Annotated in this window: 1 protein-coding gene; it reads left to right on the top strand. The window is 48.1% G+C overall.

The genetic code is table 11. The features are described from left to right. The coding region (locus tag N482_RS25300) for a hypothetical protein (protein WP_196765354.1) at window positions 1-293 on the top strand (293 nt) is incomplete at both ends.

The following is a 293-nucleotide window of genomic DNA, read 5'->3' as shown; positions in this document are numbered from 1 at the left end:
CAAACGCCAACGAGAGAATATCAAACGGGTAATCGCTATATTGGCAGCAGTGAAGGCGTTGTCAGCAATACCGCCAAAGTGGTGGTGGGCACAGATCCAACACCGGCAATCCGTTTTACTGAAAAACCCAAAGCGGGTAATAAAACCGTATCGGGCAAAGTGTTCTTCGATGTCGATCAAAATGGGGTTATCGATCCTGTCGATTCAGTTTTGAACAACATCAGCATGCAACTCACAGGCACAGATAAGTATGGTCAGGCAGTGGAGCGTTCAACCACCACCGATGCCAATGG

The sequence above is a fragment of the Pseudoalteromonas luteoviolacea NCIMB 1942 genome (assembly GCF_001625595.1).
Lineage (GTDB): Bacteria > Pseudomonadota > Gammaproteobacteria > Enterobacterales > Alteromonadaceae > Pseudoalteromonas > Pseudoalteromonas luteoviolacea_A.
The sequence above is the reverse complement of the archived record's forward strand: the minus strand, read 5'-3'. Positions and strand labels throughout refer to the sequence as shown.